The 25,880-nt window shown below is 67.5% G+C and carries 23 protein-coding genes; 14 read left to right on the plus strand and 9 right to left on the minus strand.

Annotated features, from left to right (window positions below; genetic code table 11):
• Positions 1–28 precede the first annotated feature (28 nt).
• From VA603_RS17060 to asnS, 4 genes are all read right to left on the minus strand, one after another.
• Positions 29–667 (minus strand): FMN-binding negative transcriptional regulator, encoded by a 639-nt coding sequence (locus VA603_RS17060; RefSeq protein WP_323439533.1) that lies wholly within the window; start codon positions 665–667, stop codon positions 29–31.
• A 9-nt stretch (positions 668–676) separates the two neighbouring features.
• Positions 677–991, minus strand: a complete 315-nt coding sequence (locus tag VA603_RS17065; RefSeq protein WP_323439534.1) for a hypothetical protein — start codon at positions 989–991, stop codon at positions 677–679.
• On the minus strand, positions 988–1,293 hold the full coding sequence (locus tag VA603_RS17070) for a hypothetical protein (RefSeq protein WP_132864256.1): 306 nt from the start codon (positions 1,291–1,293) through the stop codon (positions 988–990). Before VA603_RS17070 ends, VA603_RS17065 begins: the two co-directional genes overlap by 4 nt.
• Positions 1,294–1,401: 108 nt before the next feature.
• Complete coding sequence (gene asnS, locus VA603_RS17075) at positions 1,402–2,796, minus strand: asparagine--tRNA ligase (RefSeq protein ID WP_132864255.1); 1,395 nt, start codon at positions 2,794–2,796, stop codon at positions 1,402–1,404.
• 150 nt (positions 2,797–2,946) lie between these two features.
• Between asnS and VA603_RS17080 the strand changes: the two genes are divergently transcribed.
• On the plus strand, positions 2,947–3,285 hold the full coding sequence (locus VA603_RS17080; protein WP_132864254.1) for a HesB/IscA family protein: 339 nt from the start codon (positions 2,947–2,949) through the stop codon (positions 3,283–3,285).
• Positions 3,286–3,392: 107 nt separating this feature from the next.
• On the opposite strand, the gene VA603_RS17085 is transcribed toward VA603_RS17080, so the two are convergent.
• The gene (locus VA603_RS17085; RefSeq protein WP_323439535.1) at positions 3,393–4,604 is read right to left on the minus strand and encodes an MFS transporter; all 1,212 of its coding nucleotides are present in this window, start codon (positions 4,602–4,604) and stop codon (positions 3,393–3,395) included.
• Between the two features lie 249 nt (positions 4,605–4,853).
• Here VA603_RS17085 and rpsF point away from each other — a divergent pair, with 249 nt between their 5' ends.
• From rpsF to VA603_RS17145, 12 genes are all read left to right on the plus strand, one after another.
• Positions 4,854–5,285: a 30S ribosomal protein S6 gene (gene rpsF, locus VA603_RS17090; protein WP_132864252.1), complete on the plus strand. Its 432-nt coding sequence runs from the start codon at positions 4,854–4,856 to the stop codon at positions 5,283–5,285.
• 11 nt (positions 5,286–5,296) lie between these two features.
• Complete coding sequence (rpsR, locus tag VA603_RS17095; RefSeq protein ID WP_054666474.1) at positions 5,297–5,527, plus strand: 30S ribosomal protein S18; 231 nt, start codon at positions 5,297–5,299, stop codon at positions 5,525–5,527.
• A gap of 123 nt (positions 5,528–5,650) precedes the next feature.
• Entirely contained in the window at positions 5,651–6,100 is a 450-nt protein-coding gene (rplI, locus tag VA603_RS17100) for a 50S ribosomal protein L9 (protein ID WP_132864251.1), read from the plus strand.
• 228 nt (positions 6,101–6,328) lie between these two features.
• On the plus strand, positions 6,329–9,832 hold the full coding sequence (gene smc, locus VA603_RS17105) for a chromosome segregation protein SMC (RefSeq protein WP_323439536.1): 3,504 nt from the start codon (positions 6,329–6,331) through the stop codon (positions 9,830–9,832).
• A gap of 48 nt (positions 9,833–9,880) precedes the next feature.
• On the plus strand, positions 9,881–10,618 hold the full coding sequence (gene zipA, locus VA603_RS17110) for a cell division protein ZipA (protein WP_323439537.1): 738 nt from the start codon (positions 9,881–9,883) through the stop codon (positions 10,616–10,618).
• Between the two features lie 166 nt (positions 10,619–10,784).
• Positions 10,785–13,259 (plus strand): NAD-dependent DNA ligase LigA, encoded by a 2,475-nt coding sequence (gene ligA, locus VA603_RS17115; RefSeq protein ID WP_323439538.1) that lies wholly within the window; start codon positions 10,785–10,787, stop codon positions 13,257–13,259.
• Positions 13,256–13,738, plus strand: coding sequence for a GNAT family N-acetyltransferase (locus VA603_RS17120; protein ID WP_323439539.1), 483 nt, complete (start codon positions 13,256–13,258; stop codon positions 13,736–13,738). Before ligA ends, VA603_RS17120 begins: the two co-directional genes overlap by 4 nt.
• Positions 13,735–14,679, plus strand: coding sequence for an EF-P lysine aminoacylase EpmA (epmA, locus tag VA603_RS17125; RefSeq protein ID WP_323439540.1), 945 nt, complete (start codon positions 13,735–13,737; stop codon positions 14,677–14,679). Before VA603_RS17120 ends, epmA begins: the two co-directional genes overlap by 4 nt.
• A 238-nt stretch (positions 14,680–14,917) precedes the next feature.
• A complete protein-coding gene (locus VA603_RS17130; RefSeq protein WP_323439541.1) occupies positions 14,918–15,601 on the plus strand; it encodes a DUF3011 domain-containing protein in 684 nt (227 codons plus the stop codon).
• A 34-nt stretch (positions 15,602–15,635) separates the two neighbouring features.
• A complete protein-coding gene (mtnA, locus tag VA603_RS17135; protein ID WP_323439542.1) occupies positions 15,636–16,697 on the plus strand; it encodes an S-methyl-5-thioribose-1-phosphate isomerase in 1,062 nt (353 codons plus the stop codon).
• A gap of 280 nt (positions 16,698–16,977) precedes the next feature.
• On the plus strand, positions 16,978–19,683 hold the full coding sequence (gene gyrA, locus VA603_RS17140; RefSeq protein ID WP_323439543.1) for a DNA gyrase subunit A: 2,706 nt from the start codon (positions 16,978–16,980) through the stop codon (positions 19,681–19,683).
• 261 nt (positions 19,684–19,944) lie between these two features.
• Entirely contained in the window at positions 19,945–21,564 is a 1,620-nt protein-coding gene (locus tag VA603_RS17145) for an acyl-CoA synthetase (RefSeq protein WP_323439544.1), read from the plus strand.
• A gap of 51 nt (positions 21,565–21,615) precedes the next feature.
• Here the strand turns inward: VA603_RS17145 and VA603_RS17150 are convergent, their stop codons facing one another.
• From VA603_RS17150 to VA603_RS17165, 4 genes are all read right to left on the minus strand, one after another.
• Positions 21,616–22,008, minus strand: a complete 393-nt coding sequence (locus tag VA603_RS17150; protein WP_132864241.1) for a DUF3037 domain-containing protein — start codon at positions 22,006–22,008, stop codon at positions 21,616–21,618.
• Complete coding sequence (locus VA603_RS17155; protein ID WP_132864240.1) at positions 21,986–22,762, minus strand: HipA family kinase; 777 nt, start codon at positions 22,760–22,762, stop codon at positions 21,986–21,988. Before VA603_RS17155 ends, VA603_RS17150 begins: the two co-directional genes overlap by 23 nt.
• Positions 22,763–22,956: 194 nt before the next feature.
• On the minus strand, positions 22,957–23,469 hold the full coding sequence (locus VA603_RS17160; protein ID WP_323439545.1) for a GNAT family N-acetyltransferase: 513 nt from the start codon (positions 23,467–23,469) through the stop codon (positions 22,957–22,959).
• Between the two features lie 63 nt (positions 23,470–23,532).
• Entirely contained in the window at positions 23,533–24,513 is a 981-nt protein-coding gene (locus tag VA603_RS17165) for a hypothetical protein (protein WP_323439546.1), read from the minus strand.
• A gap of 186 nt (positions 24,514–24,699) precedes the next feature.
• Here VA603_RS17165 and VA603_RS17170 point away from each other — a divergent pair, with 186 nt between their 5' ends.
• On the plus strand, positions 24,700–25,803 hold the full coding sequence (locus VA603_RS17170) for a DUF1615 domain-containing protein (protein WP_323439547.1): 1,104 nt from the start codon (positions 24,700–24,702) through the stop codon (positions 25,801–25,803).
• Positions 25,804–25,880 lie beyond the last annotated feature (77 nt).

A 25,880-nucleotide genomic window follows, 5' to 3' on the forward strand; every position in this document is an offset into this window, starting at 1 on the left:
CGGTGCGGCGTCGCGGGAAGCGTTGTCGTCAGTCGTCGCCGGCCAGTCCGCGGCGGAACCGGCGCATCCACTGCGCAAGTTCGCGGTTGTCGGCATCGGCCAGCGCATCGAGGGCATCGATGACGGCCAGCTGGTTGGATTCGGGATGGTTCTGGCTGAACTTCAGCGTGATCTCGGCGCGCTGTGCCTGGAAGCGGAAGCCGACGATGCCGCGCAGCATGCGCTGGTGGGGCGCATGGTCGCGTTCAAAGCGCCAGGCCTGGCCGGCGCGGGCCTCGAAATGGTCGCTGAGCTGTTCCAGCAGGTGGGAAAGGCCGTCGGCATCATCGAAGGTGTGCAGCTGCCCGGTCAACTCGGCGCCGGCATGGTTCCAGGTCGGGACCCGCGAGGCGGCCTCCTTGTCCGGGTACCAACTGGCCGACACATAGCCGTGCGGTCCGTTGACCAGCACCTTGGCCGCGCCGGAATGGCGGGCCTGCGGGTTGGGCCGCGCCCAGTGGCCGCTCAGCTCGATCCGGTCGCCCTCACGCCGGTACAGCACCGGCAGCCGGCTGGCTTCCGGCAGTCCGTCGGCGCCGAGGGTCAGCACGGTGACGAACGGGTCGCGCGCCAGCAGCAGGTCCAGCCAGCGCAGATCGGTTTCGGCGAAGGCGGCCGGGGTGAACATCGGCCCGGATCAGGCCCGCCCGCCGAGCAGTTGCACCATGCGTCCGCGCAGGGCGTCGTCATCGCTGGCCTGCGGCGGCTGCACCTCGCTCAGCGAGAAGCCGCGTGCCAGTGCATCCTCTTCGTCCAGGCCGTCGTAGGCCACGAATTCGGCGTCGAACAACTGCGCGCGGGCAGTGTCCTCGCTGTCATAGCTGAGCGTGTTGCCGTCGCTGTCCAGCACCTCGGCGGTGCCGGCCGGGCGCACGCGCAGGCGTGCCCAGATCAGGGTGTTGCCGAGATGGGCCAGCCACCACTGGTCGATGGGCGTGTCGGAGTCGTTCATTTCAGTACCAGGGAATAGAGCCAAAGCAGGCCGGCCATGCCCAGCCCGAACCAGATCACGTACAAGGCGATCCGGGCCGGGGTGGCCAGGCCGCTGAGTGCGCGGTCATCGAGCGCGCGGTAGCGGCCGCTGACCAGCCAGCGCAAGGCCTTGCCATCGAGGAAGGCGAACTCGCCAAAGCCGTCGGCAACCGCCGGGTGGCGGTCGCGGACATGCACCAGGGTCAGCGGCCAGAAGATCAGCAGCGCGCTGAACCCGGCGATGGCCACACCGACGAAGCACAGGGCGAAGAACAGGGTCATGCGCGCGGAGCCCGGTGACGGCAAGCAAGGGCAGGGCGGACGGCCGTGCCATGGGCGGTGACGGTGTTCACGGCGACCTGCTTTCTCATCACAAGGCTCCTGTCGATATCAGAACTCGGCCGAACCCGGGGCGCGCGGGTAAGGGATGGCGTCGCGGATGTTGGACAGGCCGCAGACGTAGACCACCAGGCGCTCGAAGCCCAGGCCGAAGCCGGCGTGCGGCACCGAGCCGTAGCGACGGAAATCGCGGTACCACTGGTAGTGCTCCGGATCCAGGCCGAACTGCGCCATGCGCGCGTCCAGCACGTCCAGGCGCTCTTCGCGCTGGCTGCCGCCGATGATCTCGCCGATGCCCGGGGCCAGCACGTCCATCGCCGCGACGGTCCTGCCGTCGTCGTTCAGGCGCATGTAGAAGGCCTTGATGTGCTCGGGGTAGTTGGTCACCACCACCGGGCGGCCGACGTGTTCCTCGGTCAGCCAGCGCTCGTGCTCGGTCTGCAGGTCCAGGCCCCATTCGACCGGGTAGTCGAACTTCTTGCCCGACTTCTGCAGCAGGGTGATCGCATCGCTGTACTCGATGCGCTCGAACGGTGCGTTGACGAACGACTCCAGGCGGGTGATGGCGTCCTTCTGCACGCGCTCGGCGATGAAGGCCATGTCGTCGGCGCGCTCGTCGAGCACCGCGCGGAACAGGTACTTCAGGAATTCCTCGGCCACGCGCGCGTCCTCGGCCAGGTCGGCGAAGGCGATCTCCGGCTCCACCATCCAGAACTCGGCCAGGTGGCGGGTGGTGTGGCTGTTCTCGGCGCGGAAGGTCGGGCCGAAGGTGTAAACCTTGCTCAGTGCCAGGCAGTACGCCTCGACGTTGAGCTGGCCGGACACGGTCAGGAAGGTTTCCTTGCCGAAGAAGTCGCGGCTGAAGTCGATCTCGCCGTTGCCGGTGCGCGGCAGGTTGGCCATGTCCAGCGTGGAGACGCGGAACATCTGGCCGGCGCCTTCGGCGTCGGAGGTGGTGATGATCGGGGTGCTGATCCAGTAGAAGCCGTTCTCGTGGAAGTAACGGTGCACGGCCTTGGACAGGCAGTCGCGGATGCGGGTGACCGCACCGAACAGGTTGGTGCGCGGGCGCAGGTGCGCCACTTCACGCAGGAACTCCGGCGACATCGGCTTGGGCTGGATCGGGTAGGTCAGCGGGTCCTCGACCCAGCCGACTACTTCCAGCGTCTGTGCCTGGATCTCGAAGCTCTGCCCCTTGCCCTGCGACTTGACCAGGGTGCCGGTGGCGATCACCGAGCAGCTGGGGGTCAGGCTCTTGATCTCTTCGAAATTGGACAGCGTGTCGGTAGCCACGACCTGGATCGGTGCAAAGCCCGAGCCGTCGCTGACGTTGACGAAGGCCAGCCCCGCCGAGCCGCGCACCGTGCGCACCCACCCGCGAACCGTGACTTCTCCGCCTTCCGGGATCTTCCCGGCAAGGGCGTGTGCAACGCTGACCACCGTCATGACTTGAATCCTCTGTTGATCGACTCGATCTGTGAATGCGTGATTTTAGCGGCCTAAACGCCGGGCACGCGAGGCATTTATCAACGCTTGCGCTTCCCGGAGCCTGGCCACATCTATAATTGGACCGTAAATCTGCTGGAGTCGCCCCGCATGGCTGTTCATCTGACCCCCGTCGCCCATTCGCGCGTGCAGCGCTTCGTCAGTTCCACGCCCGGCGCGTTGGGCCTGCGTTTTGGCGTGACCCGCACGGGTTGCTCCGGTTGGGGGCACATCACCGACCTGGCCAAGGACCAGCGTGAAGGCGACACCGTGTTCGAGCAGGACGGGGTGCGCATCTACGTCGATGCGCAGAGCCTGCCGCTGGTGGATGGCACCGAGATCGACTTCGGCAAGCATGGCCTCAGCGAGACCTTCACCTTCAACAATCCCAACGCCGCCGCCGAATGCGGGTGCGGGGAGAGCTTCACCACCGACGAAGCCCTGGGCTGAGTCGACCGCCCAACCGCGCTGGCGCCGAACCGCGCGTCCTGCGGCCTTGCCCGACGGATTCCCGCCGGGCGTCCGTGCCCAGCAAGCGTGTCGGGCATGGCCCGGCATTACGTGCAGGTTTGCCCTGCCGGCGCCTGGCGACGCTCCAGCGCCACCGCCACGCCCCACAGCAGCAGGCCGACCGCCGCCGTCGCGGCGCCGACCCAGCCGGTCGAGCCATAGCCGAATCCTGCACCGATCGCCATGCCGCCCAGCCAGGGGCCCAGCGCATTGGCGGTGTTGAACGCGGCATGGTTCGACGCCGCGGCCAGCGTCTGGGCCTCGCCGGCGGCGTCCATCAGACGGGTCTGCAGGGCCGCGGCCAAGGCGCCCATGGTGCCCACCGCGATCACTGCCGGCGCCATCGCCCAGGCCGAGTGCGCGGCCAGCGGGTACAGCAGCAGCACCACGATCGACCAGGCCAGCAACACGCCGGCGGCGCGGAACTGCAACCGGTCCACCAGCTTGCCGCCGGCCACGTTGCCGATGATGGCGCCCACGCCGAACAGGCAGACCGCCACCGGCATCCAGCGTTCGTCCACGCCGGTGACATGCACCAGGGTCGGTGCGAGGTAGGTGAATACGCAGAACATGCCGGCGAAGCCGATCGCGCCGATCGCCAGCGCCAGCCAGACCTGCGGCGTGTTGAAGGCGCGCAGCTCGCGCATCGGCGTGGTGCGCGCCTCGTTCGGGTCGGGGGCCAGCTGGCGGGCGACCATCAGCACGGTGGCGATGGCCAGCAGGCTGACCAGGCCGAAGGCGGTGCGCCAGGTGAACTGTTGGCCCAGCCAGGTCGTCAATGGATTGCCGACCAGGATGGCGATGGACAGTCCCAGCAGCACCCGCGAGACGGCCGAGCCGCGCTGTTCGGGCGGGCTGATCGAGGCGGCCACCAGCATCGCCACGCCGAAGTAGGCGCCATGCGGCAGGCCGGCCACGAAGCGGGCCAGCAGCATCGTGGCGTAGTTCGGCGCTAGGGCGCTGGCCAGGTTGCCGGCGGCATAGAAGCCCATCAGCCACAACAGCAGGGTGCGCCGGCTCACGCTGGCGCCGGCGAAGGCCAGTACCGGCGCGCCCACCACCACGCCGATCGCGTAGGCGCTGATCAGGTGGCCGACCTGGGCTTCGCTGATGGCCAGGCCACGGCTGATCTCCAGCATCAGGCCCATGCTGGCAAATTCGCTGGTGCCGATGGCGAAGCCGCCGAGGGAGAGGGCGAGGAGGATGAAGGTACGTTGGCGCGGGCTCAGCGAGGCGGCCAGGGAGGGCAGAGGGGGCACGAGGGCTCCGGGTGCGGCGTGGAAGCGGTTACAGAGTGTACTTGCTGCGGCGCAGCAGTTGATTGGTCGGGCCGGGTGCAGGCATCGGATGCTGTGTTCAGCCGGGCGCACTGCCTGACTTGCCTACGGGCCGGTTCGGGTGGATAATTGCCGGCTTCCTGCGCCCCGGCGCGGGATCCCTTGCCCCACCGCAATCCACGGCGGGGGGCTGTCCGGCCCGCAAGGGCTACATCCGAAAGGTATGAAAACATGAGTCGTCATTACGAAGTCGTGTTCCTGGTCCACCCGGACCAGAGCGAACAGGTTCCCGCCATGATCGAGCGCTACAAGGCGCTGGTCGAAGCCGGCAACGGCACCATCCACCGTCTGGAAGACTGGGGCCGCCGCCAGCTGGCGTACCCGATCCAGAACCTGGTCAAGGCCCACTATGTTCTGCTGAACATCGAAGCCGACCAGTCGGTCCTGAACGAGCTGACCGAAAGCTTCCGCTTCAACGACGCCGTGCTGCGCAACCTGGTCATCAAGCGTGACGAGGCTGACACCGAGCAGTCGCTGATCATGAAGAGCAAGGACGAGAAGGGTGACAAGCCCGAGCGTGGCGAGCGTCGTCGTCGTGACGACGAAGAAGGTGCCACTTCCAACAACGACGAAGCCGGCGACGACGCCGCTTCTGCTGAATAAGGAGCACTTTCATGTCCAAGTTCTTCCGTCGCCGTAAGTTCTGCAAGTTCACCGCCGAAGGCGTGAAGGAGATCGATTACAAGGATCTCAACACCCTGCGCCAGTACCTGACCGAGAACGGCAAGATCGTTCCGAGCCGCGTCACCGGCACCAAGTCCAAGTACCAGCGCCAGCTGTCGACGGCCGTCAAGCGCGCCCGTTTCCTGGCCCTGATCCCGTACACGGACAACCACGACGTCTGATCAGGCGCGGAGCGCTGGCCGGCCCTGCCGGTTCGGGCGCTCCGGTCTTTTCTACACCGTCCATTCGGACAGCAAGCGTTGCGGCGCTCCCGGGTGCCGCTAACGAATAACGGAGCACTACCAATGAAGCTGATTCTCCTGCAGAAAGTGACCAACCTCGGCGGCTTGGGCGACCTGGTCGACGTAAAGCCGGGCTATGGCCGCAACTTCCTCGTGCCGCAGGGCAAGGCCGTCCCGGCCACCGAGAGCAACGTTGCCGAGTTCGAAGCCAAGCGCGCCGAGTACGAAGCCAAGGCCAAGGCCGCCCATGACGGCGCCGAAAGCCGCGCTGCCAAGTTCGAAGGCGCCAGCGTCACCATCGGTGCGCACGCTTCGACCGAAGGCAAGCTGTACGGCTCGGTTGGCCCGCGCGACATCGCCGAAGCCTTCACGGCTGCCGGCCTGGAGCTGAGCAAGAGCGAAGTGATCCTGGGCGAAGGCGCGTTCCGCAACGTGGGCGAGTACGACGTGATCGTCAAGCTGCACGCCGACGTGGAAACCACCGTCAAGGTCATCGTCGAAGCCGACGCCTGATCCTGCCGCACGGGTTGCAAAGAACGGGCGCCGAAAGGCGCCCGTTTCTTTTGCCCGGCCGCCGCCGACCGCCCGTGAACCAAGGGTGTCGCTATACTCGGTTGCCAATGCCGCCTCGTGAACATTGAATCTCCACGGATATCAATGACTTGAGGGCGGAAACGGAACCTCCGGAGTTTCCCTCCGGGCAACGGCTGGAACGCCGGGGCCCGCCAACAGCCCGAATCCATGCGTCTATCCACGATCAAGCTCTCTGGTTTCAAGTCGTTCGTCGATCCCACGACGCTGCACCTGCCGACCAACATGACCGGCGTGGTCGGCCCGAACGGCTGTGGCAAGTCCAACATCATCGACGCGGTGCGCTGGGTGATGGGCGAGAGCTCGGCCAGCCGCCTGCGCGGCGATTCGCTGACCGACGTGATCTTTTCCGGCGCCTCCGGGCGCAAGCCGGTGTCGCAGGCCACGGTCGAGCTGATCTTCGACAATTCCGACCACACCATTTCCGGCGAGTACGCCTCGTTCACCGAGATCTCGGTCAAGCGCACCGTCAGCCGCGACGGCAGCAGCAACTATTACTTGAACGGCACCAAGTGCCGGCGTCGCGACATCACCGACCTGTTCCTGGGTACCGGCCTGGGGCCGCGCAGCTACTCGATCATCGAGCAGGGCATGATCAGCCAGATCATCGAGGCGCGCCCGGAAGACCTGCGCGTGTATCTGGAGGAGGCGGCCGGCATCTCCAAGTACAAGGAGCGCCGCAAGGAAACCGAGACCCGCATCCGCCACACCCGCGAGAACCTGGACCGCCTGAACGACCTGCGCGAGGAGATCGGCAAGCAGCTGGAGCACCTCAAGCGCCAGGCCAGGCAGGCCGAGCAGTACCAGGCCTTGCAGGAAGAGCGCCGGGTCAAGGATGCCGAGTGGAAGGCGCTGGAGTTCCGTGGGCTGGATGGCCGCCTGGGTGGGCTGCGCGAGGCGCTGTCGCGGGAGGAAACCAAGCTGCAGCAGCTGATCGCCGAGCAGCGCGAGGCCGAGAGCGGCATCGAGACCGGCCGCGTGCGCCGCGAGGAGGCCGCCGAGGCGCTCAATCGCGCCCAGGCCGACGTCTACCAGGTGGGCAGCACGCTGGCCCGCCTCGAACAGCAGATCCAGCACCAGCGCGAGATGGCGCAACGCCTGCACAAGGCGCGTGACGAGACACGGCAGGCGCTGGCCGACCTGGGCCAGCACATCAGCGGCGATGAAGCCCGCCTGATCGTGCTGCGTGAAGCGGTCGACGAAGCCGAGCCGAAGCTGGAGCAGTTGCAGGAAGAGAACGAATTCCGCCAGGAAGCCCTGCGTGAGGCCGAGGCCCGGCTGGCCGACTGGCAACTGCGCTGGGAGGCACATACCCGCAACACCTCCGAAGCCACCCGTTCCGGCGAAGTCGAGCGCACCCGCGTGGACTACCTGGATCGACAGATCCTGGAAGCCGATCGCCGCCGCGAAGCCCTCAGCGCAGAGCGTGCCAGCCTGGACCTGGACGCACTGGCCGAGGCCTTCGAGCAACTGCAGCTGCAGCATGAAACCCAGAAGACCACGGTCGACGAGCTGAGCGAGCAGGTCGAATCCCGCAAGGAGGCTGCCGCGACGCTGCAGGAAACGCAGCGCGGCAGTCAGTCCGAGCTGGCCGACGTGCGCCAGCAGGTGCAGGCCGCGCGCGGCCGGTTGTCATCGCTGGAAGCGCTGCAGCAGGCCGCGCTGGGCCAGGAGCAGGGTGCCGCGGTGGCTTGGTTGAAGGCGCGCGGGCTGGATTCAGCGGCGCGTGTGGGCGAGCGCATCAGTGTCGAAGGCGGTTGGGAAAACGCGGTGGAAAGCGCGTTGGGCCAGCTGATCGAAGGCGTGCTGGTGGAAGCGCCGGAAACCCTGGTCGAGGCGCTGGGCGAACTCGGCGAAGGCCGCATCACGCTGGTCTCGGCTGACGAAGGCAAGGCGGATTTCGCCGCGACCTCGCTGGCCGCCAAGGTGCAGGGGCCGTTGGCCATCCGCCGTCTGCTGATGCACCTGCACGCGGCCGAGGACCTGCCCCAGGCGCGGGCGTTGCAGGCCAAGCTGCCGGCGGGCGACGCGGTCATCACCCGTGACGGCGAGCGGCTGGGCGATGGTTGGCTGCAGGTGTCCCATTCCGGTGCCGCCCAGCAGGGTGCGCTGCTGCGTGAGCGCGAGATCGTCTCCCTGCGTGAGCAGATCGAGGGCCTGCAGGCCCGGGAAGGTGAGCTGATCGAACAACTGGCCAGCCTGCGCGAGCAGTTGCTGGCCGCCGAGCAGCACCGCGAGGAAGCGCAGCGGGCCCTGTACCAGGCGCACCGCGCGACGTCGGAACTGGCGGGGCAACTGCAGAGCCAGCAGGGGCGCGTGGATGCTGCGCGGACCCGCATCGAGCGCATCGAGAACGAGTTGGCCCAGCTGCTGGAAGCACTGGATGAGAGCCGCGAGCAGGCCAGCGAGGCACGCGTGCGGCTGGAAGACGCGGTGTCGAGCATGGGCGACCTGGAATCGGGCAAGCAGACGCTGGAAAGCGAACGCCGGCAGCTCACCGAAGCACGTGACCTGGCCCGCGACGGCGCGCGCAGCGTGCGCGACAACATGCATGCGCTGGCCCTGACGCTGGAGTCGCAGCGCACCCAGATCGCCTCGTTGAGCCAGGCGCTGGAGCGCATGAGCAGCCAGCGCGGGCAACTGGATTCGCGCCTGGGCGAACTGCATTCGCAGCTGGATGACGGCGACACGCCGGTGCAGGCGCTGGAAGCCGAGCACCAGAACGCATTGGGCGAGCGGGTTCGCGTGGAGCGCGTGCTGGGCGAGGCGCGGGCGCTGCTGGAGAGCGTGGACGCCGAGCTGCGCAAGCTGGAGCAGACCCGCCAGCAGCGCGACGAGCAGGCCCTGGCCCAGCGCGAACGCATTTCCCAGCGCAAGCTGGACCAGCAGGCGCTGGTGCTCAGCGCCGAGCAGTTGTCCGGCGCGGTCGAGAAGGCCGGGTTCGTCCTGCAGGACGTGATCAACACGCTGCCCGAGGACGCGCGCCTGTCCGACTGGGAGCAGGCCGTGCACCAGATTGACGCGCGCATGCGCCGGCTGGAACCGGTCAACCTGGCGGCGATCCAGGAGTACGGCGAGGCGTCGCAGCGCTCGGAGTACCTGGACGCGCAGAACGTGGACCTGACCACGGCGCTGGAGACGCTGGAAGACGCCATCCGCAAGATCGACCGCGAGACCCGCGGCCGTTTCAAGGACACCTTCGACCGCGTCAATACCGGCGTGCAGGCGCTGTACCCGCGCCTGTTCGGCGGCGGCCATGCCTACCTGGAGCTGACCGGCGAAGACCTGCTCGACACCGGGGTGACCATCATGGCGCGCCCACCGGGCAAGCGCGTGTCCAGCATCTCGCTGCTGTCCGGCGGCGAGAAGGCGATGACCGCGGTGGCGCTGGTGTTTGCCATCTTCCAGCTCAACCCGGCCCCGTTCTGCCTGCTTGACGAGGTGGATGCACCGCTGGACGAGGCCAACGTCGGCCGTCTGGCCAACATGGTCAAGGAAATGAGCGAGAAGGTGCAGTTCCTGTTCGTCAGCCACAACAAGGCCACCATGGAGGCTGCCCACCAGCTCTCCGGGGTGACCATGCGCGAGCCGGGCGTCAGCCGTCTGGTCAGCGTGGACCTGGAAGAAGCCGCGCGATTGGCGGGCGCGGCCTGACGTGCCATTCTTTAGCCACCTGAACGATTTACCCGGAGATTCCCACGCATGTCCGACATGGCACTGTTGCGTATCGGCATTCTGGTTGCCGGACTGCTGCTGATTGCAGCCATCTTCCTGTTTGGCCGCCCCCGGAAGGCGGCGCAGGGCAAGCGCAAGGAGCCGGTGGACACCGCCGAGCGCCCGTCGCGGCGTGAGCCGGTACTGGGCGCGGTGGAGGAGGGCGGTGCGCCGGGCGAAGGTGTCGATGGCGAACCGGTCACCCAGGCCGAGCTGGGCCTGCCCGACACCGAGCCGGCCGGTGGCAGCGACCTGGGCAAGCGCCCGAGCCAGGATTTCGACAAGATCGTTTCCCTGTACGTCGCCGCCCGCGCCGGCCAGGTGCTGCGTGGCGAGGACATCGTGGTGGCCGCCGAGAAGACCGGGCTGGTCTTCGGTTACATGGGCGTGTTCCACCGCTTGGTCGAGGGCCACCCGGAGCGGGGGCCGATCTTCTCGATGGCCAGCATCATGAAGCCGGGCAGCTTCGACATGGCCAACATCCGTGAGATGGAAACCCCGGCCATCGCCTTCTTCCTCACCCTGCCGGCGCCGATGACCGCGCTGGACGCCTGGGAAAAGATGCTGCCGACCGTGCAGCGCATGGGCGAGCTGCTCGACGGCGTGGTGCTGGATGACAGCCGCAACGCCCTCGGCCGCCAACGCATTGCGCATATCCGCGACGAGCTGCGCGCCTACGACCGCCAGCACCAGGCGCCACCGCTGACCAAGTCGCCGCGCTGGTGATCTTCCTCCTCCCTTTGCCGGAGGCAAGGGGAGGGCCGGGGAGGGGGCCTTTCGCATCTTCCTCGGGCCGCAGATGAGAACCTCCGTTGGCAGGTATTGCCGCCAACGCGAGGACAACGGCTCCGACCCTCATCGCATCCACACCCTCGCGGTTTAAAATCACCGCATGACTTCCAACACCCCCGCCTCCCAGCGCGTCGCCGAGCTGCGAAAGCTGCTGACCGACGCTTCACGCGCCTATCACGAGCGCGACGAACAGATCATCCCCGACGCCGAGTACGATCACCTCATCCGTGAGCTGGAGGCGCTGGAGGCGGCGCATCCGGAGTTGGATTCGCCCGACTCGGTGACCCATGCGGTGGGCGGCAAGGCGTCCTCGCGGTTTCCCGAGGTCGTGCATGCGGTGCCGATGCTGTCGCTGGGCAATGCCTTCAGCGACGAGGAAGTGCGCGATTTCGTGCGCCGCATCGACGAGCGCCTGCGCCGGCCGACGCTGATGTTCTCCGCCGAGCCCAAGCTCGACGGCCTGGCGATCAACCTGCGCTACGAGAACGGCGTGTTCGTGCAGGGCGCGACCCGTGGCGACGGTGCCACCGGTGAGGACGTCAGCGCCAATCTGCGCCAGATCAAGGTGATCCCGCTGCAGTTGCAGGGCGAGGGCTGGCCGGACGTGCTGGAAGTGCGCGGCGAGGTCTACATGCCGCGCGCGGACTTCGAGCGCTACAACGAGCAGGCGCGCCTGCACGGCGGCAAGGTGCTGGCCAACCCGCGCAACGGCGCGGCCGGCTCGCTGCGCCAGCTGGACCCGAAGATCAGCGCCCAACGCCCGCTGAGCTTCTATGCCTACGGCCTGGGCGAAGTGGACGGTGAACTGCCGCCGACCCATTCCGGCACGCTCGCGCAGCTGGCGCGCTGGGGCTTCCCGGTCAGCGACCTGTGCCAGGTGGTGGAAGGTGCCGATGGCCTGCTGGCGTATTACCGCGACATCGGCGCGCGCCGCGACGGCCTGGCCTTCGACATCGATGGCGTGGTCTACAAGCTTGATGACCGCGAAGGCCAGCAGGAAATGGGCTTCGTCGCCCGTGCGCCGCGTTGGGCCATCGCCCACAAGTTCCCGGCGCAGGAGCAGACCACCACGGTCGAGGCCATCGAGATCCAGATCGGCCGCACCGGCGCGGCCACGCCGGTGGCACGGCTGAAGCCGGTGCACGTGGCCGGCGTGGTGGTGACCAACGCCACCCTGCACAACGCCGACCAGATCGCCCGCCTGGACGTGCGCGTCGGCGACACGGTGATCGTGCGCCGCGCCGGTGACGTGATCCCGGAAGTGGTCAGCGTCATCACCGACCGCCGCCCCGAGGGCACCACGCCGTGGCAGATGCCGGCCAACTGCCCGGTGTGCGGTTCGGAAATCGTCCGTGAGGAAGGCGAGGCGGTATGGCGTTGCTCCGGTGAGCTGAGCTGCCCGGCGCAGCGCAAGGAGGCCATTGCCCATTTCGCCTCGCGCAAGGCCATGGACATCGATGGGCTCGGTGACAAGTACATCGAGACGCTGGTGGATGCCGGCATCGTGCGCGGCGTGGCCGACCTGTACGCGCTGCAGCGCGACCAGTTGCTGGTGCTGAAGCTGGCGCTGGATGCCGAATCGCCGGAGGCCTTGGCGTCGCAGCTCAGCCTGCATCTGGCACCGGAAGGCAGCGGCGGGACGCTGAACCAGATCCTCCGGCTGGACGCGGCCGACGCCGGCTGGCGTGCGCGGGCATTGTCGGTGCCCGCCCGTTTCGAATGGAACACGAAGAAGATCGCGACCAAGTGGGCCGACAACCTCATCGCCGCCATCGCCAACAGCCGCAGTACCACGCTCAGCCGGCTGCTGTTCGCGCTGGGCATCGAGCACGTCGGCGAGAGCACCGCCAAGGCGTTGTCGGTCTGGTTTGGTGACCTGGCGCTGATCCGCCGCATGCCGTGGCCGCTGTTCAAGCGGGTGCCCGACATCGGTGGTGAAGTCGCGCGTTCGATCGGCCACTTCATGGCGCAGCCGGGCAACCAGGAGGCCATCGATGCGTTGCTGGCACGGGGCGTGCAGATCACCGATGCACACGCCCCCCACGCCAAGCTGCGCGCCGAGCTGAATCTGGCCAACCTGCTGCAGGACCTGGAGATTCCCAAGGTCACGCCGGTACGGGCCAAGCAGTTGGCCGAAGCGTTCCCTTCGGCCGAGGCGATCCGCGACGAAAGCGCGCACAACTTCGTCACCGCCGGATTGCCGGCGGAGACCGCCAATGCGCTGGTGACATGGCTGGACGTGGATGCCAACGCCGCCTTGTTCTCCGCCGCCGGGGCTGCATTGCAGCAGTTGCTGGCGCTGACGCCCGAGGCGCAGCAGCAGGCGGCCGGTCCGCTGGAAGGCCAGACCGTGGTGCTGACCGGCACGCTGGCGCAGATGAACCGCGACGACGCCAAGGCGCAGCTGGAGGCGCTGGGCGCCAAGGTCGCCGGCAGCGTGTCGAAGAAGACCAGCTTCGTCGTCGCCGGCACCGAGGCGGGTTCCAAACTGGACAAGGCCAATGAACTGGGCGTGGCGGTGTGGGATGAAGCCCGACTGCTGGCCTTCCTCGCCGAGAACGGTAAGCAGGCATGAGCGACGAACTGAAATGCCGTGTCGCCGACGCGCAGGACTTCCCGCGCATCATCGGCATGGTCCGTGATTTCTACGCCGAAGACCGCATCACCTACCAGCCCGCGCTGGTCGAGCCCGGCCTGCGCACGGTGCTGGAGGATGCGCGCTGCGGCGCCGTCCTGCTGTTGTCCTCCGAGGCGGTTGCCGACGCGGGTTACGTGACCCTGGGGTGGTGTTTCAGCGTCGAGCAGGGAGGGCGTTTCGTTCTGCTCGACGAGTTGTACCTGGCGCCCGCCGCGCGTGGCCGTGGGTGGGGTCGGCAGGCATTGGCGCTGGCGCGGGACTGGGCCGCAGGGCAGGGTGCGGCGGTGATCCGGCTGGAGGTCAATCACCACAACGCGCGGGCCAAGTCGCTGTACCTGTCGGCCGGGTATCGCGATGACGCACGCGACATCCTGACGTTGCCGCTGGTCGACGCGGTCGGGGAGCTGCACTCGTGATCGAGGCATTGCGCCGGCGGGCACGTCTGAATGCACTGATCCGCGCGTTCTTCGCGCGCCGGGAGGTGCTGGAGGTGGAAACGCCGATCATGTCCGCCGCAGGCAACACCGAGCCGAACATCGAGGGCTTCCAGACCCGCTTCACCGGGCACGTGGATGCCGGTTCGCCGCTGCGCTGGCTGCGGACCTCGCCGGAATATCCGCTCAAGCGGCTGCTGGCCGCCGGCGTGGGCGACTGCTACGAACTGGGCCGGGTGTTCCGCAACGGCGAAGCCGGTGGCCGGCACAACCCCGAGTTCACCATGCTGGAGTGGTACCGCGTCGGCTGGGACCATCACCAGCTGATCGAGGAAACCGTTGCACTGGTGCGCGAAGCGCTGGCCGCAGTGGGCCGCGAAGCGTCGGTGCGCGTACTGACCTACCGCCAGTTGTTCCTGGAGACGATCGGGCTGGATCCCTTCCTGGCCGATGAAGCCACCCTGCGCGCGGCGCTGGGTGAGGTCGGCATCCAGCCCGAGGGCCTGACCCGCGATGATTGGCTGGACCTGCTGATGACCCATCGCATCCAGGCCCACTTCCTGCCCGACCAGATCACCGTCATCCATGACTGGCCCGCCACCCAGGCGGCACTGGCCAGGATCCGCAGGGAGGATCCACCGGTGGCCGAGCGCTTCGAGTTGTACCTGGGGGCGTTCGAGCTGGCCAACGGCTACCACGAGCTGACCGACGCGCAGGAGCAGCGCCAGCGCTTCCAGCGTGACCTCGCGATCCGCGCTTCGCGTGGTGCGGAGGTGTTGCCGCTGGATGAGGCATTCCTCGCGGCGCTGCCGTCGATGCCTGCCTGCGCGGGCGTGGCGGTGGGCGTGGATCGCCTGCTGATGGCGCTGGCCGGCACCTCGCGCATTGCCGACGTGCTGGCGTTCGACTTCGCCAACGCCTGAACCGTCTTGCGATGCGCATGGCCTGAACGGATGCGGCGTTCATCGGCGAGGACGCTATCGCGGGATGAACAGGAATCATCTGAATATTCCCTGTAATGGCGATGATTTCAGGCCAATCACCCGTTCAGGTCATGGACCTGCCTTGCCGGCATGGCGATGATGATGCTTTGATCACAACCACTCGGGCACTGTGCCCGTGCCGGAATCCATCAAGGCTGCAAGGGGGCGTGAGCATCGGATGAAGGGAGTTTTCGGCCTGTTGTTGCTGGTGTCGCCTTCGCTGCTTGCAGCGGAGGGGGGCGGGCCTGACACCCCGGCGCCCTTGGTCGTGCGCTGCGAGTCCGGCGAGATGGAACGCGTGTTCTGTCCGATGGATGTCTCCCGTGGCGTGCAGATGGTGCGCCAGCTCTCCACCCGTGATTGCATCCGCGAAACCAGCTGGGGCGTGGAAGGCGACGCGATCTGGGTCAGCGAAGGCTGTCGTGCCGAGTTCGCCCGCCGTGGCAGCAGCTCGCGGGTGTCGCGGCGGGTGGTGCGCTGCGAGTCGAAGGGACGCTACGAATCCTGCCCGGTGGTCCTGCGTGGTGCCCCGGTGCGGCTGTTGCGCCAGCAGTCGGTGTTGCCGTGCCGGGAAGGGCGTAGTTGGGGCTACGACCGCAACGAGATCTGGGTCAGTCGCGGGTGCCAGGGCCAGTTCGAGGTAGGCGCCGAGGACGGCTCGGGCTTCGTCGACGTCCCGCGCCGCGTCGTCTGCGAATCCAAGGGCGGGCTGCGCCGCGAATGCGGCGTCAGCGTCACCCGCCGGGTCACCCTGGTCGAACAGCTGTCCAGCGCGGCCTGCCGCGAGGGCGACAGCTGGGGCTGGGATCGCTTCGGCATCTGGGTCGACAAAGGCTGCCGGGCGGAATTTTCCGCCGATTGAACGGGCCGCCAGGCGGGCCGATTACAATGGCCCGATGAACACCATCCCCACCATCGATTACGCCCGTTATGACCACATCCGCCCGATCCGCTGGATGGGTGACGCCCTTGAACTGCTGGACCAGCGCAAGCTGCCGTTCGTCGTGGAGCACGTGCTGTGCCATGACAGCGACGCCGTGGCCGAGGCCATCCATGCGTTGACCGTGCGGGGCGCGCCGGCCATCGGCATCGCCGCCGCCTGGGGCGTGGTGCTGGCGGCGCGTGAAGTGCAGGCGGCCGATGGCGCTGCGGCGCTGGTGATGCTGGAGCCGGCGCTGGAGCGCCTGAATGCCTCGCGCCCGACCGCGGTCAACCTGGCCTGGGCGCTGGCGCGCATGCGCCGGGCGCTGGCGACAGCCGGGGCGGACTGGAAGCAGGTGCTGGCGCTGGAAGCGCAGGCCATCGCCGACGAGGACCTGGCCGCCAACCGGCACATGGGCGCACTGGGCGCCGGCCTGATCGCCCCGGGCAGCGGCGTGCTGACCCATTGCAATACCGGTTCACTGGCCACCGCGGGCTTTGGCACCGCGCTGGGCGTGATCCGCGCGGGCAAGGCGCAGGGCAACATCGCGCGCGTGTTTGCCGGCGAAACCCGGCCGTGGTTGCAGGGTGCACGGCTGACCGTGTGGGAACTGCAGCAGGACGGCATCGACGCCACCCTGATCGCCGACTCGGCCGCCTCGCACCTGATGAAGACCGGTGCGGTGCAGTGGGTGATCGTCGGCGCCGACCGCATCTGCGCCAACGGCGACACCGCCAACAAGATCGGCACCTACCAACTGGCCATCGCCGCGCGCCACCATGGCGTCAAATTCATGGTGGTGGCGCCGTCCTCGACGGTGGACATGAACACCGCCCATGGCGACCAGATCGAGATCGAGCAGCGTGATCCGGGCGAGCTGTTCGGCGTCGGTGGCGTGCGCACCGTGGCCGAAGGCATTGCTGCCTGGAACCCGGTGTTCGATGTCACCCCGGGCGAGCTGATCGATGCCATCGTCACCGAGCGCGGCGTGATCCTGAAGCCGGACGCCGCGGCCATGGCAGCGGCCTTCGCCTGAACCAGCACCCGGCCCGAGCCAGCGTCCACCCGGGTAGTGCCGAGCCACGCCCGGCAAGGGGGCTCCCGGCAAGGCCCCCGCGGAGCATGGCTCGGCTCCGTGGTGTTTCCCGTGCCGGCGCGGCACGCCGGCATCGTCCAGAAAGCGGCGCCTAAGTTCCTGATTTGTTCCGGTAAAACCCCCGTCTGTGATAGACTCCATCGGTTGATTCAAGGCTCCGGCGGGGTTGCCTCAAAGGCCACTCCACCGGACGGGATCGTCACCAGACAACGGAACCCGAATGGCAGAAACAGCCAAGGAAATCATCCAGGTAAAACTGGAAGACGAGATGCGCAAGAGCTACCTCGATTACGCCATGAGCGTGATCGTCGGGCGCGCACTCCCCGATGCACGCGATGGCCTCAAGCCGGTCCATCGCCGTGTCCTGTTCGCGATGAACGAACTGGGCGCGCACAGCAACAAGCCCTACTACAAGTCGGCGCGTATCGTCGGTGACGTCATCGGTAAGTACCACCCGCATGGCGACCAGTCGGTGTACGACACGCTGGTGCGTCTGGCGCAGCCGTTCTCGCTGCGTTACATGCTGGTGGACGGTCAGGGTAACTTCGGTTCGATCGACGGTGACTCGGCCGCGGCCATGCGATACACCGAGGCGCGCATGTCGCGCCTGGCGCATGAGCTGATCGCCGACCTGGACAAGGAAACCGTCGATTTCCAGCCCAACTACGACGAGAAGGAACTGGAGCCGACGGTCATGCCGACCCGGTTCCCGAACCTGCTGGTCAACGGTTCGGCCGGCATCGCGGTGGGCATGGCCACCAACATCCCGCCGCACAACCTGGCGGAGTCCATCAGTGCCTGCATCGCCTTGATTGACGACCCGTCGATCGATGTCGATGGCCTGATGGAATACATCCCGGGCCCGGACTTCCCGACCGCCGGCATCATCAACGGCACTGCGGGCATCATCGCCGGCTACCGCACCGGCCGTGGCCGCGTGCGCATCCGTGCCAAGGCCGATATCGAAGTGGCCGACAATGGCCGCGAGTCGATCATCGTCACCGAGATCCCGTACCAGGTGAACAAGGCGCGGTTGATCGAAAAGATCGCCGAGCTGGTCAAGGAGAAGAAGCTCGAAGGCATCAGCGAGCTGCGCGATGAGTCCGACAAGGACGGCATGCGCATCTACATCGAGATCAAGCGCGGTGAGTCTGCCGAGGTCGTGCTCAACAACCTGTACCAGCAGACCCAGATGGAGTCGGTGTTCGGCATCAACATGGTGGCGCTGGTCGACGGCCGCCCGAAGTTGATGAACCTCAAGGAGATGCTGGAGTCCTTCCTCCGCCATCGCCGTGAAGTGGTTACCCGCCGCACCATCTTCGAACTGCGCAAGGCCCGTGCCCGCGCGCACGTGCTGGAAGGCCTGACCGTCGCATTGGCCAACATCGACGAGATGATCGAGCTGATCAAGACGTCGGCCAACCCGGGCGAGGCCAAGGAGCGCATGCTGGCCAAGGTGTGGGAGCCGGGCCTGGTGGGCTCGCTGCTGGCCGCCACCGGTGCCGAGGCGTCGCGCCCGGAAGACCTGCCCAAGGGCATCGGCCTGGTCAACGGCAACTACCAGTTGTCGGAAGTCCAGGCTACCCAGATCCTGGAAATGCGCCTGCACCGCCTGACCGGGCTGGAGCAGGACCGCCTGACCGAGGAATACCGCCAGCTGCTGGTGGTGATCGCCGGCCTGATCGAGATCCTGGAAGACCCGGAGCGCCTGCGCCAGGTCATCCGCGAGGAACTGGTCGCCATCAAGGCCGAGTACGGCGACGAGCGCCGCACCGAGATCCGCCACAGCGAGGAAGACCTCGACATCCTCGACCTGATCGCGCCGGAAGACGTGGTGGTGACGCTGTCGCGCGCCGGTTACGTCAAGCGCCAGCCGGTCAGTGCCTACCGCGCCCAGCGTCGCGGTGGCCGTGGCCGCAGTGCGGCGGCGACCAAGGACGAGGATTCGATCGAACAGCTGTGGCTGGTCAATACGCACGACACGCTGCTGACCTTCACCAGCTCGGGCAAGGTGTTCTGGCTGCCGGTGCACCAGTTGCCGGAGGCCGGCTCCACCGCGCGCGGCCGCCCGATCATCAACTGGATCGCGCTGGAAAACGATGAGCGCGTGCAGGCGGTGTTGCCGGTACGCGAGTACGACGACAACCACTTCGTGTTCTTCGCCACCCGCAACGGCACGGTCAAGAAGACGCCGCTGAGCGAATTCGCGTTCCGCCTGGCGCGCGGCAAGATCGCCATCAACCTGGATGAGGGCGATGCGCTGGTCGGCGTCGGCCTGACCGATGGTGAGCGCGACGTGCTGCTGTTCGCGTCCAACGGCAAGACCGTGCGCTTTGGCGAGGACCGGGTCCGCTCGATGGGCCGTACCGCCACCGGTGTGCGCGGCATCAAGCTCGCCAACGGCGAGGAAGTGGTCAGCCTGATCGTGGCCGAAAGCGCCGGCGGCGCCGAGGACGAGAACGAGGACGAGGGCAGCAACGTCGAGGAAGTGGCAACCGATGGCGGCGAGATCGTCGACAACGGCAGCGACGATGCCAGCATCCGCTACATCCTGACCGCGACCGAGAACGGCTACGGCAAGCGCACCCCGCTGGCCGACTACCCGCGCAAGGGTCGTGGCACCCAGGGTGTGATCGGCATCCAGACCAGCGAGCGCAACGGCAAGCTGGTCAGTGCGGTGCTGATGGGCACCAGCGATGAAGTGCTGTTGATCTCCGACGGCGGCACGCTGGTGCGTACCCGTGGCTCGGAAATCTCGCGCGTGGGCCGCAACACCCAGGGCGTGACCCTGATCCGCCTGTCCAAGGGCGAGAAGCTGCAGGCCGTCGAACGCTTGGATGCCTCGCTGGACGACGGTGAGGACGTGCTCGACGATGAGGCCAACACCTCGGCGGATGAAACGGCACCGGCCACGCCGGAAGCCTGATCGCCGCAGCGGTTGGAGTGAGAAGGGCGCCGGCTTGCCGGCGTCTTTCTTTTTGCGGGAACGCCGCTTGCGGGCCTGCGCCGCGAAGGACGAAAGGCGCGTGCGCCAGGCCTGCGCAGAGGCCACCTCCGGCGCGGATCCCAAGGCAGCACGGGCCGTCCGGCAGCAATGAGCCAATTCCCTGCGACTAAGGTCGCAGCGACAAACCCCCGCCTCCTGCCCGACTCTCTGCCGGCACATCACCGGAGAGAGGGCCCCTCGATGTACCAGGATCTTGGCCGCAACCAGGCCAACTACACGCCGTTGTCGCCGCTGAGCTTCCTGCGCAAGGCGGCTACCGTGCACCCGCAGCGGTTGGCGGTGGTGCATGGCGAGCGGCGCCTGAACTGGGCCCAGGTGCAGGCGCGTTGCCGTCGGTTGGCGTCGGCATTGCAGCGCATGGGCGTGGCCGAAGGCGATACCGTGGCGGCGCTGCTGCCCAATACGCCGGCGATGATCGAGCTGCATTTCGCCCCGGCCATGCTCGGTGCCGTGCTCAATGCGCTGAACACCCGCCTGGACGCGGAAACGCTTGCATTCATGCTGGACCACGGCGAGGCCAAGGTGGTGTTCGTGGACCGCGAGTTCTCGCCGGTGATGAAGCGGGCGCTGGCGCTGTGCCGGCAGGCACCGCAGGTCATCGACGTGGACGATGCGGCCATCGAGGAAGGCGAGTTCCTTGGCGAGATCGAGTACGAAGCGTTGCTGGAAACCGGTGACCCGACGTTCGCCTACGGCCTGCCCGGCGACGAATGGAATGCCATCGCGCTGAACTACACCTCGGGCACCACCGGCGACCCGAAGGGCGTGGTTTATCACCATCGCGGCGCCTACTTGAACGCGGTGGCCAACATCATCGATTGGGGCATGCCGCCGCATCCGGTCTACCTGTGGACGCTGCCGATGTTCCACTGCAACGGTTGGTGTTTCCCGTGGACGATGGCTGCCGTCGCCGGCACCCAAGTCTGCCTGCGGCGATTCGACCGCAAGCAGGTGCTGGAGCTGATGCGCACACATGGCGTCACCCACTACTGCGGTGCACCGGTGGTGCATGCCGCGTTGGCGGCGGCACCGGAGGAACTGAAGCAGGGGCTTGCCGGCGTGAAGGGGCAGGTGGCCGGTGCCGCGCCGCCGGCGGCGGTGCTGGAAGAGATGGAACGGATGGGCGTGGAGATCACCCACGTCTACGGCCTCACCGAAGTCTACGGCCCTGCATCGATCTGCCAGCCCAAGCCGGAGTGGGCGCAGTTGCCCATCGACGAACGCGCCGAGCTCAACAGTCGCCAGGGCGTGGCCTGCCTGTTGCAGGAAGACATGCAGGTGCTGGACCCCGATACCCTGCAGCCGGTGCCGTGGGACGGCGCCAGCGTCGGGGAAATCATGTTCCGCGGCAACATCACCATGAAGGGCTACCTGAAGAACCCCCGCGCCACCGATGCGGCTTTCTCCGGTGGCTGGTTCCGCACCGGTGACCTTGCTGTGGTGTATGCCGACGGCAACGTGAAGATCCGTGACCGCTCCAAGGACGTGATCATTTCCGGCGGCGAGAACATTTCCTCGCTGGAAGTGGAAGACGTGCTGTGCCGCCACCCTTCGGTGCTCGCCGCGGCCGTGGTGGCCAGGCCGGACCCGAAGTGGGGCGAGACGCCATGCGCCTTCGTCGAGTTGAAGGACGAACTGGACCTCAGCCCGGACGCAGCCCTGGCGCATTGCCGCCAGAATCTGGCCGGCTTCAAGGTGCCCAAGCGTTTCGTGTTCGGGCCGCTGCCGCGGACGGCCACCGGCAAGGTGCAGAAGTTCGCACTGCGCGATGCCGCGCGCGCCCTTACGGACGCCGAATGAACAATGGCCCGCGTGATGCGGGCCATTGTCCTGGCGTGCACGTGCCGGCGATCAGCGCGGTACGCGCACCATCCGCTCGAGCAGGTGCTCGACGATGCCCGCCGGTTCGCGGGTGCGGCCGACGTGGGTCACCGAGGTCTGCACCACCGAGCTGCGCTTGGCGGTGAGGAAATGGAAGCGTGCCCGCGGCGGCAGCTGTGCGATCGGGCCGGCTTCGGCGCGGCCTTCGCAGATGGCGACGATGGCGTCCAGCCAGGGGCGCAATGCCACCAGGTCCAGTTGCGGGGCGAACGCCTGCAGGCGTGCTTCATCGATCTCGATGGCCGCCTGCAGGTGCCCGGCGCTCGGGCAGGACACGATCACGCCGACATTGATGAACTCCTCACGCTCGACCCGCGGCACGACGCGGATCACCGCGTAGTCATACGTGTGCAGCGTGGGCACGGATGGCCTCCTGTACGAATGCATCCCGCAGCTGCAGGCGGCGCTTGAGGTAATCGGCGTAGGCCTTGCGGTAGCTGGCGGCATCGGCAAACGCCGGCTCGCCCTGCAGCCAGGCATCCGGGATCAACGCGACGATGTCGTCGATGACCGCATCGGTCAGCAGCGGGGCCAGTGCGCGGTCGGCGCCGGCGATGTCCTTGGCGAAGGGCAGCAGCACATGGTCACGGATGAGGACGAAGGGCTTGGCGCAGGCCTCGCCGGCGTTCTCCCAGTCGTGGTGGAAGTACAGCGCGGCACCGTGGTCGATCAGGTACAGCTTGCGGTGCCAGACCATCAGGTTGGGGTTGCGTACGGTGCGGTCCACGTTGCTGGTGTAGGCATCGAACCAGACGATGCGCGAGGCCAGCTCGGCATCGGGCTGCATCGCCGCCGGATCGTAGTTGATCGCACCGGGCAGGTAGTCGCTGCCCAGGTTGGTGCCCTCGCTGGCGCGGATGAGGTCCTGGATCTCGGGGTCCGGTTCGGTGCGCGCGAATTCGCGGTCCAGTTCGACCAGGACGATCTCCGGGATGGGCAAGCCAAGCGCGCGGGCCAGTTCACCGGCGACCAGTTCGGCGATCAGCGCCTTCGGACCCTGGCCGGCGCCACGGAATTTGATGACGTACATGCCATCGTCGTCGGCCTCGATCACGGCTGGCAGGGATCCCCCTTCGCGCAGCGGTGTGATGTAGCGGGTTGCGTGGACGGTTCTCAAGACGTGTGCCGTTGCTGGCGTTGGGGCGACAAGCCTAGCGTATCGGGCGCGCAGTGGCGGTGACCGGGTGGGGTGCGTCGATGGGTGCGGGACGCGCGGCGTTGCTGCGCTCCCTCCCTTTCGCGCAGCGAAGGGGAGGGGAGGGGTAGATTTGCGAGACTGCAGGAGTCGTGGCTTCGCGGCCGAGGCCGCTCCTATGGGGATGCTGTTGCTTCGAATGCCGCGTGGTAGTGCACCTGCGCCGCCGGTACGGTGCCGGCCAGCGGCAGCGCCTGGAAGTACGCCGGTGGAACCCCCGGCAGCTCCAGTTCCGGAACTACCTTGAAGCCGAACCGTGCGTAGTACCCCGGTTCCCCCAGCAGCACGCAGCCGGCACTGCCCAGTCTCGTCAGGCGATCAATCGCCGTCCGCATCAACGCCGCACCGATCCCCTGGCCCTGGCGATCCGGGCGGACCGATATCGGCCCCAGGCCATGCCAGCCGGCGTCGCCCGATGACAGCACCACCGGCGATACCGCGACGTGCCCGATCAGCTCGCCGTGCTCCTCGGCCACCAGCGACACCGTCAGCTGCCCGGCCGCACGCAATGCGGCAACGATGAACTGCTCGGTATGGCTGGAATGGACCGCCTCGGCGAATGCAGCCTCGGTCAGGCGGTGGATCGCGTCGATGTCGGCGGGTTGCTCGTCGCGGATATGAAACGTCATGCCATGCATCCAGAACGTTGCGGGGCGGATGACCGCCCTGGGAAGAAAGAAAACAGGCGCGGCTCAGTCGTCGAATGACTTGCCGTCGCTGCGCAGGTGTTCCTTGGCCGACTGCCACCAGCCGTCGAGCATGCCCTTGCCGTCGCCCATCAACTGGTCGACCTTCGCACTCTGCTGGTCAACGAACTCCATCAGGCTGGCCAGCCCATCCGGCCCGTGCCGCTTGATCTCGCCCCAGACCACCTTGGTGAACACCCGGGCCATCCACAGGCTGGAATCGACGTCGCCGGTCTCGGCCTCGATCTGCCCGATCAGTTCCCCCAGATAGGCGCGTGCTTCCGGCGGCACCTGCGGGTTCTCGCTCAGGCGCTTGAGCATCACCAGCCCTTCGCGCACGTCGCCGTTGTTGATGGCCAGCCCGGCGCGCCCCAGCTCCGACAGCCACGGCTGTTTCAGGCTCAGCGCGATCGCATCGATATGGACCTGGGCGCGGTCCCAGCGCTTGTCCGTGATGGCCTTGTAACCCAACGCGGCATGCACGATCAGCATCCGCATCCGTGCCTCGGTGGCCTGCTCGGCGTCGAGCGTCTTGCCGCCGTTGATCGCGAACTCGCTCTGCTGTTCGGCCAGTTGCGGCCATTCCCGCCGGTGGAAGGCCACCGAGCGGAGGGCGGCGCTGATCTGCGCGTAATCCCTGCAGGCGGGCAGGGCATCGACGATGTCCGATTCGGCGATGGCGATGGTGCTGCGGTCGGCGCTGAGCGCGCTGTAGCCGAGCAGGCCATGGATCATGCATTCGGTATCGGGCGTCAGCTCAGGCGTGGGCTCGCTGCCGGCCATCCGCATGCCCTCGCGCCAGGCGTTGTAGGAGGCGGGCAAGCCGTGGTGCGAAAGGCGCCGGTACTGCGTGTAGGTCAGGCTGTCGCGCAATGCCTCCAGCTGCTCCTGCTCGGTCTTCTCACCGCAACCGGCAAGGATCAGGACGCCCGCGACGGCGGCCAGCCAGCGCAGGCGGGGGCGGGGGCGGGTGTGCGGAAGTGTCATGCGGTCCATCCGTGGGAACACGAGCGCTATAGATACCGCAGCCGAGCGCCACCCGTACAGTGCGGCGGCGATCATGAAGACGGCGCTGTGGCGCAGTGGGGGCCGGCAACGTACTGTGCCGGGCATTGCACGCACGCTGAGTTCGACCATCATGTACCCGGGATGCCCGCTGTGAATGCCGCTTTCATGCCCGTCTTGCCGCTGCCCCTGCACCGTGTCCTGCTGGGGGCGGTTGCGATGGGCGTCCTGGCTGCCTGCAGCACGGTGCCGGCGCCCGCCCCGGGGCCACCGGCGGACGTGGTGCGCAACGAGATCGAACGTCGCATCCCTGCGCGGACCGCGGACCGTGCCGGTTGGGCGGCGGACATACAGGCGGCCTTCGCCGCGCAGCGCATTGCCCCCAACGCCGAGAACATCTGCGCGGTGCTGGCGGTGATCGAGCAGGAGTCGGGGTATCGCGCCGATCCGGCCGTCGCCAACCTGCCGCGCATCGCGCGCCAGGAGATCGACCGGCGCGCCTCGGCGCTACATGTCCCGGGCCTGCTGGTGGATGCCGGCCTGCGGATCAAGGCAACCGATGGCCGCAGCTACGGTGACAAGCTGGCTGGGGTACGTACCGAGCGTGACCTCAGCCGTCTATATGAGGAGATCATCGACCGCGTGCCGCTGGGGCAACGTTTGTTCGCCGGCAAGAACCCGGTGCAGACCGGTGGCGCGATGCAGGTCAGCATCCCCTTTGCGCAGGCGCATGCCCAAGGGTATCCGTACCCGGTGCAGGCCAGCATCCGCGACGAGGTGTTCAGCCGGCGCGGTGGCGTGTACTTCGGCACGATGCACCTGCTGGGCTATGAAACGCCGTATACCCGCAAGGTGCACAGGTTCGCCGACTACAACGCCGGCTGGTATGCCAGCCGCAATGCGGCCTTCCAGAACGCGGTGGCGGTTGCCACCGGGCAGGCGCTGGCGCTGGATGGTGACCTGCTGGCACCGGGGGCGCCGCTGGATGCGCCGGGCCAGACCGAGCGTGCCGTGCGGCAGCTGGGCGCGGCGCTGGGAATGGACGAGCGGGGCATCCGGCGGGCGCTGGAGCAGGCGGACCAACTGGTCTTCAGCGAGAGCCCGCTGCACCAGCGCGTGTTCGCCCTGGCCGAATCCCGGGCCGGCAAGCCGTTGCCGCGCGCGGTGATCCCCGGCATCCGCCTGGACAGCCCCAAGATCACCCGCGAGCTGACCACCGAGTGGTTCGCCAACCGCGTGGACGGACGTTACCGGGAGTGCCTGCAGCGCTGACCGTGGCAGGTTCGGGTGGGTGTTGCGGCAGGCGAGGGTGGTGGCCTGCCTGCGGGTGCGCAGGCGGGCAAGGCTGC

Source organism: Stenotrophomonas capsici, assembly GCF_034961085.1.
GTDB lineage: Bacteria > Pseudomonadota > Gammaproteobacteria > Xanthomonadales > Xanthomonadaceae > Stenotrophomonas > Stenotrophomonas capsici.